This window comes from Mycobacterium gordonae, assembly GCF_002101675.1.
Taxonomy (GTDB): Bacteria; Actinomycetota; Actinomycetes; order Mycobacteriales; family Mycobacteriaceae; genus Mycobacterium; species Mycobacterium gordonae.
This window is the reverse complement of the sequence record NZ_LQOY01000135.1, coordinates 1-6044: the sequence shown is the minus strand read 5'-3', so window position 1 is coordinate 6044 and position 6044 is coordinate 1. Positions and strand designations below refer to the sequence as shown.

The window sequence follows — 6044 nt, the reverse complement described above, 5'->3', positions numbered from 1 at the left end:
CCTGAGAGGCAGCCGGCCGCCGACTGACAAAATCCGCCGCCGCACGCAGCAGGCGCTCACGATTCATCGAGACATCCTTCCGCGTTGGGGGCTCATTACACTGACGGCTACTCCGGGGGGAGTCGAGGAACGGAGGGAATTGCCCGTCGGTGGCTGCACCATGCCCACCAACCCCCCGGACAGAATGTGGTTGTCGTCAGCGCCTGCACGCCCCGTCCAGCAGGAGGCCGGTAATCATGTCCGTGAAGTCGCGTGGGGCGGCTCGCCCAGTTCTGATGGACCAGCCGGCTCCGGCGATGAGGCAATAAAACGCTTCGGTCAGCCAGGTGGACGTCAGGTCGGGCCGAAACTCGCCGTCTCGTTGACCGCGCAGGAATAGTCCCCTGATTTCGGCGTCGATTTCAGCCCAGCCCTGCATCAAGTCGCCGCTGTCGAATTCCTGGCTATGGGTGTAGAGCAGGGCGACATATCCGGAGACCGGTTCGCAGGCCGCGACCAAGCGCTGCAGGGCCTGTGCGGCGGGGCCTTGGTTGGAGCGGGCATTGGCGAGCGCCTCGCGCATCTTGGAGAGCGCGAGCTGTTGCAGCGCTTCCTCTAACGCGGCCCGCCCGGCGAAGTAGCGATGCAGGGTAGCGCGGCTTATTCCGATAGCTGCGGCGATCTCGTCCTGAGTTGCCTCCGGTCGCCTACCCAGGAACGCGGCAGCGGATCCCAAGAGGCGCTCGTGGTCTGTCGGCGCAGATCGATGGTCTTTTATGAGAGACACGAACGTCCACTTGAAGAGTTGGTATCTGCCATTCTTAACCTAAGCGGGCTGTGGTTGATCGGGTTCAGTGCTCCTTCAAGATGAATTACCTCGGCGTGTGCGTCGTAGGCGCGCGTCCACACGCTAGCGCGACGCCAGACGTTGTGTATGCACTTTTAATTGATTCGCAAGGACATCATTTAAAGCGATAACAGTTGTCGTCCACGCGGAGGCTGTGTCACTTAACGCGACGTTGAGTCAAGCGTTTGTCCCCCTTTTCGGCCTCGAAGCCCAGCCGATCCCTGCTCAGCATGCGGTGCCTGAATCGATGGTGCAGGCGCAGGCAGCACCCGGCGGTGCGCGGAGTGGCGGTGCGTTGGGTAGCCGGGAGGCGCAGCCGAAGACGCGCCATGCGTACAAACCCCACGCAGTAGCAGGTCGGTGATCATGGCCGGGAAGTCACGCGAGGCGGCTCGTCCAGACCGGATGGACCAGCCGGCTCCGGCCACCAGGTTGTAAAACGCTTCGGTCAACCAGGTCGCAGTCAGGTCCGGCCGGAATTCACCGTCTCGTTGGCCGCGCAAGAACAATTCCTTTATCGCAGCGTCGATTTCGGCCCACCCTTGTCTCAACTCCTCGATGTCGAACTCCTGGCTGTGGGTGTACAACAGGGTGAGGTATCCGGACACGGGCTCACAGGCGGCGACCAGCCGCTGCAGCGCGTGCGCGGCCGGCCCTTCGTGCCAGCGCACACTCTCGAACGCCGAGCGCACCTGGGACAGCGCAAGTTGCTCCAGTGCTTCGATCAGCGCGGCGCGCCCTGCGAAGTAGCGATGCAGGGTCGCGCGACTGATTCCGATTGCAGCGGCGATCTCGTCCTGCGTCGCGTTGGGTCGCCGGCCCAGGAAGGCCGCAGCGGCTCGGAGGAGGCGGTCTTGATCCATTGCCATGTCTTTCTCGAGGGTGTTTTCCGCGTGGGCTGATCAGGAAGATGCCGAGATCATTGCTGAGATGTCGCCAACAATCGTTTGGCCGGCGACCACGAATACCATCGTTTGAAGTAGACCCACCCCAGCGAGCATGGCTACGTCGGCTGCGAGCGGATATCCCACTGCATTGACCAACCCCATTGGGTCGCCATTTAGCGCTTGCTGAATGCCATCGAGGTAGAGATCGATGTTGTAGGACACCGCGGTGGTGACGATCGCATTGGCGAAGTCAGCGGTGGGCAGCAAGGTCGAATAACTGGTTGCGGCTACCTTCGTGACCGTCTGGCTGAGATTTCTGTTGGCCGCTTGCACGCCGTCGATGAAGTCGTTCAGCGACGCCATGGGTGTGCCGGGCCAGGCACCCGTTAAGTTCTGCCCCGCAACGTGACTCGCTGTGGGGCTCGACAGATCTGTTTGCCACGGCAGGTCAAGATGGGTTATGCCGTGGCCGAAGTCGACCCACCCCTGCTGGGTTCCGGCGGCGAGCGCGTCGGCAATCTGTAGCGGACTGGCCTCCGGGAAGAGCCCGAAAGGGGTGGCAACGTTGGGCGGCGAGGTTGAGTACCCGTAGTTCGGGTCTCCGTAGCCGAGGTTAACGATCACTCTCAAGTTCGGTTGGACCAGATCGGCCAGCGGGTTTCCCAGAACTGGCATCGCGCGCAGCGGCTCCAGTAACGGAAGGTTCTGCGTTGGGATGATGTAATACTCGGTCATCGTCGGACCGACCGTGTTCGTGAGCTGAATCGCCGAATCAAGTTGTGCCGGTGTAAGTGCGAGGTAGTCGCTGTGCACGTAGTAGATGCCGGCGAGGGCGTTGAGGGTGGAGAGGACGTTGATCGGATACCGCGGGAAGTCGGCGACGCCGTCGTATTCGATGGTGTAGATCTTCGTGGGGTAGAGGTTGTCTGGCGTAGGACCCGTGGCCGTGACGCCGAGGCTGGGAAAGGAAATTCCGGGAAACCGCGTGGCCACCCCGCCGTTGGGGTTATTGGGGTTGCCAATGAGCGTGAACGCCAACTGGTCTGGGCTGGGCGGGTTAACCGACGCGGCAAGGTTGGCCATCGTCAACGATGAGATCGTGGCACTCTGGGAAAAACCGAAAACCGCGACATTGTTACCGGCCGCAATCTGGTTTCGGATCGCACTTTCGAGAATGATCACGCCCTGGGCCACCGACACGTCGAAGGTCAGATTCTTGACCGCTACAACCGGGTAGAGCCCCTCCGGTGTGAATAGTGGCTGTGCGGGCACGCCGGGAAAGCTGCGGCTGATGTAGAGGTCGTTGGCCAGCTGCACATACCGTGGCGGGGGGATCGGAATGCCGCTGCCACCCATGACAAGCCCCACAGTCTGTGCCACGGGCGCACTTGCGGGAACAGCGTTTTCCAACGCGCTGGCCACGGCACCAACGGAGATTGCCGGATTGGGCGCCGAGAGGCTCCACGCCGCCCGCACCGATCCCAGCGAGCTCTGCAACTGCTCTTGCCAGGGCGCCAACTGCGCCACGACTGCCGACGTTCCGGCGTGGTAGGACGCCATCGCGGACACATCTTGGGCCCACATCTCCTCATATGAGGACTCCACGGCGGCGATCGCCGTGGTGTGCTGCCCGAATAGGTTGGTTGCGACCAGCGCATCGACCTGCGCACGATTCGCCGCCACCGCTGCCGGATGCACGCTGGCGGCCAGCGCCGCTTCAAACTCTTCCGCGGCTGCCCGTGCGAGGCCGGCTACATCTTGAGCTTGAGCGGCAGACGCACTCAGCCATTCAAGATAGGGTGCCGCCGCTCTCGTCATCGCCACGGACGCCGGGCCTTGCCAGTTAGCGCACGTCAAATCTGACGTAAGCGATCCGAACGACGTTGCGGCGCTGTGCAACTCGTCGCCGAGAACGTCCCATGCGGCCGCTGCAGCCAGCATCGACGTCGACCCGGTACCGCTAAAAACCCGCGTCGAATTCACCTCGGGCGGCAGCATTGAATAATGCGGCAAGGTCACTGCATTTTCCTTCGTTACTTGTACGAATTCGTAAACGACTGTATTCGTCGGCGCGATGGCGAAACACCGCTACTAGAGCAGCGATAGAAAATGCTCCAAAATAGAGCCACAGTTAGCTGACACTGTGCGTATGAAATTGAAGCAGGTGGTCAACCGAAGCTGTCACCAAAATGACGGCCAGCACCTTACGCAACGCCCGAGCTCTGAACAACTTACGTCCGTTGTTCAACGACATTATCCCGTCCTTTTATCTCAAAAGCTGTATCAGAGTGGTGCACGTGCGAATGTTATCGATCGCCTGGTAACTGAGGTAGCCCTTTTCCGGGCTCGGCCGCAAGTCGAGACCTTCCTGTCCTCGGTGTGACGCGGGCGTCTCATCGCGGACAAGTCCGCCCAATGCCCAGCTTGAGACCCTGCCGTCACCTGCGGGACGCTGATGTCTCGCACGCGACAACTGCTTTCCGATCTGCGAAATAACCTGCATATTCGCCTGAATCATGGTTACCATCGCGGCCTGGCAATGGGCCCAAACTGCCGACTATGCCCAGTCCATGAACGCCATGTCGGCGCGGTCTGCCAGTAAGACGTGCAACATCATTTATTCGGAGGCAGTAGTAATGGCAATGCGGCCATTATGCGCATGACTGTGTGAACCGGAAATACGTGTCACCGGGTCGCCGAGGCAACTGCGACACGCTAAGAGAGGTTGAGGCTGTGAATTTTTCAGTGTTGCCGCCGGAGATTAACTCGGCCTTGCTACTCGCCGGGCCGGGATCGCAGCCGATGTCGGCGGCCGCTGTTGCTTGGGCGGACTTAGCGGAGGAATTAAGCTCGGCCGCGGATTCCTTCAGTGCCATAACGACGGGGTTGGTCGACGGCGCATGGCAGGGACCGTCCGCGATGGCGATGGCGGGCGCGGCAGCTCCATTCGCACGGTGGCTGTCGGCGACGGCGGCCCAAGCCCACATGGCCTCCGCTCAGGCAGCGGCCGTGGTGGCCGAGTTTGAAGCGGTTCGATCCGCAATCGTCCAGCCGGCGCTCGTGGCGGCGAACCGTTCCGGCTTCGTCTCATTGGTGCTGTCGAACATCTTCGGGCAGAACGCTCCTGCGATCGCGGCGACGGAAGCCGCGTACGAAGAGATGTGGGCGCTCGATGTGTCGGCCATGACCTCCTACCACGCGGGAGCGTCGGCAATTGTCGCCGCTATGACTCCGTTCAACGCGCCACTGGCACCGCTGGCCGGCATCTCGTCCCAAGTGGCGTCCGCGCTCGGGAGCGCAGCTCCCGCGGCGGCTGAAACGCTTGCGGTGAACCTGGGCATCGCCAACGTCGGCAGCGGTAATGTCGGCAACGCCAACAACGGCTTTGGCAATATCGGGGGCGGCAACTTCGGGAGCGCTAATTTCGGCTGGGCGAACCGGGGCGCGAACAACTTCGGCGCCGGCAACGCCGGCTCTGCCAACCGGGGTTTCAGCAACCTCGGCGCCCTGAACACGGGCTTTGCCAACATCGGCCTCGGAAACATCGGTTTCGGGAATACCGGCAATGGCAATATCGGAATTGGGCTCATCGGCAACAACCAGGTCGGCATCGGCGGATTGAACTCCGGCCTCGGAAACCTCGGCCTATTCAACTCCGGCAACGGCAACATCGGTTTCTTCAACTCGGGTAACGGCAACTTCGGCATCGGAAACTCAGGAGATTCCGGGGCCGGCTTCTTCAACTCCGGACGGGGCAATACTGGCTTCTTCAACTCGGGGTCGTTCAATACCGGCATGTTCAACGGCGGTAACGCCAACACGGGCAACCTGAACACCGGCAGCTACAACATGGGGAACCTCAACCCCGGTTCCTCCAACAGTGGCGGCTTGAACGTGGGTACGGCTAACACCGGATGGTTCAACGCCGGCAACGTCAACACGGGCGCCTTCAACTTCGGCAATCTGAATAATGGTCTGTTCAATACCGGAGACATGAACAATGGGGTGTTCTATCGCGGAGTAGGCCAGGGCAGCCTTTCGTTCGCCATCACGACACCGGACATCACACTGCCGCCGTTGATCATTCCTCCAACGACTTTCGCCGGCTTTGATTTGCCGACCCTAGCGCTTCCCGCGGTGACCTTTCCGTCGTTGAGTATTCCGGCGGGGACGGCGTTGGGTGCGTTTGACCTGCCGACGTTGTCGGTGCCGTCGTTGACGATTCCGTCGGTGTCGATTCCGGCGGGGACGGCGCTGGGTGCGTTTGATTTGCCGTCGTTGTCGGTGCCGTCGTTGACGATTCCGTCGGTGTCGATTCCGGCGGGGACGGC

4 protein-coding genes are annotated in these 6044 nt (G+C 61.5%); 1 reads left to right on the top strand and 3 read right to left on the bottom strand.

Going from position 1 to position 6044, the window contains the following annotated elements; translation table 11 throughout:
• Positions 1 to 196: 196 nt before the first annotated feature.
• From AWC08_RS19705 to AWC08_RS19695, 3 genes are all read right to left on the bottom strand, one after another.
• Positions 197 to 715 carry a TetR/AcrR family transcriptional regulator gene (locus AWC08_RS19705; RefSeq protein ID WP_232007925.1) on the bottom strand — a complete coding sequence of 173 codons (519 nt, stop codon included), beginning with the start codon at positions 713 to 715 and terminating at the stop codon, positions 197 to 199.
• 272 nt (positions 716 to 987) lie between these two features.
• Positions 988 to 1689, bottom strand: a complete 702-nt coding sequence (locus tag AWC08_RS19700; protein ID WP_372513542.1) for a TetR/AcrR family transcriptional regulator — start codon at positions 1687 to 1689, stop codon at positions 988 to 990.
• 39 nt (positions 1690 to 1728) lie between these two features.
• Complete coding sequence (locus tag AWC08_RS19695; protein WP_065132292.1) at positions 1729 to 3711, bottom strand: PPE family protein; 1983 nt, start codon at positions 3709 to 3711, stop codon at positions 1729 to 1731.
• Between the two features lie 735 nt (positions 3712 to 4446).
• On the opposite strand from AWC08_RS19695, the gene AWC08_RS19690 reads away from it, so the two are divergent.
• Positions 4447 to 6044, top strand: a 1598-nt coding sequence (locus AWC08_RS19690) for a PPE family protein (RefSeq protein WP_142283682.1), incomplete at its 3' end; no start/stop codon positions are given.

What these genes read in the sequence shown, in the direction of transcription:
- AWC08_RS19695 (WP_065132292.1), bottom strand. Translation starts at nt 3,711, where the DNA reads ATGCTGCCGCCCGAGGTGAATTCGACGCGGGTTTTTAGCGGTACCGGG.
- AWC08_RS19700 (WP_372513542.1), bottom strand. Translation starts at nt 1,689, where the DNA reads ATGGATCAAGACCGCCTCCTCCGAGCCGCTGCGGCCTTCCTGGGCCGG.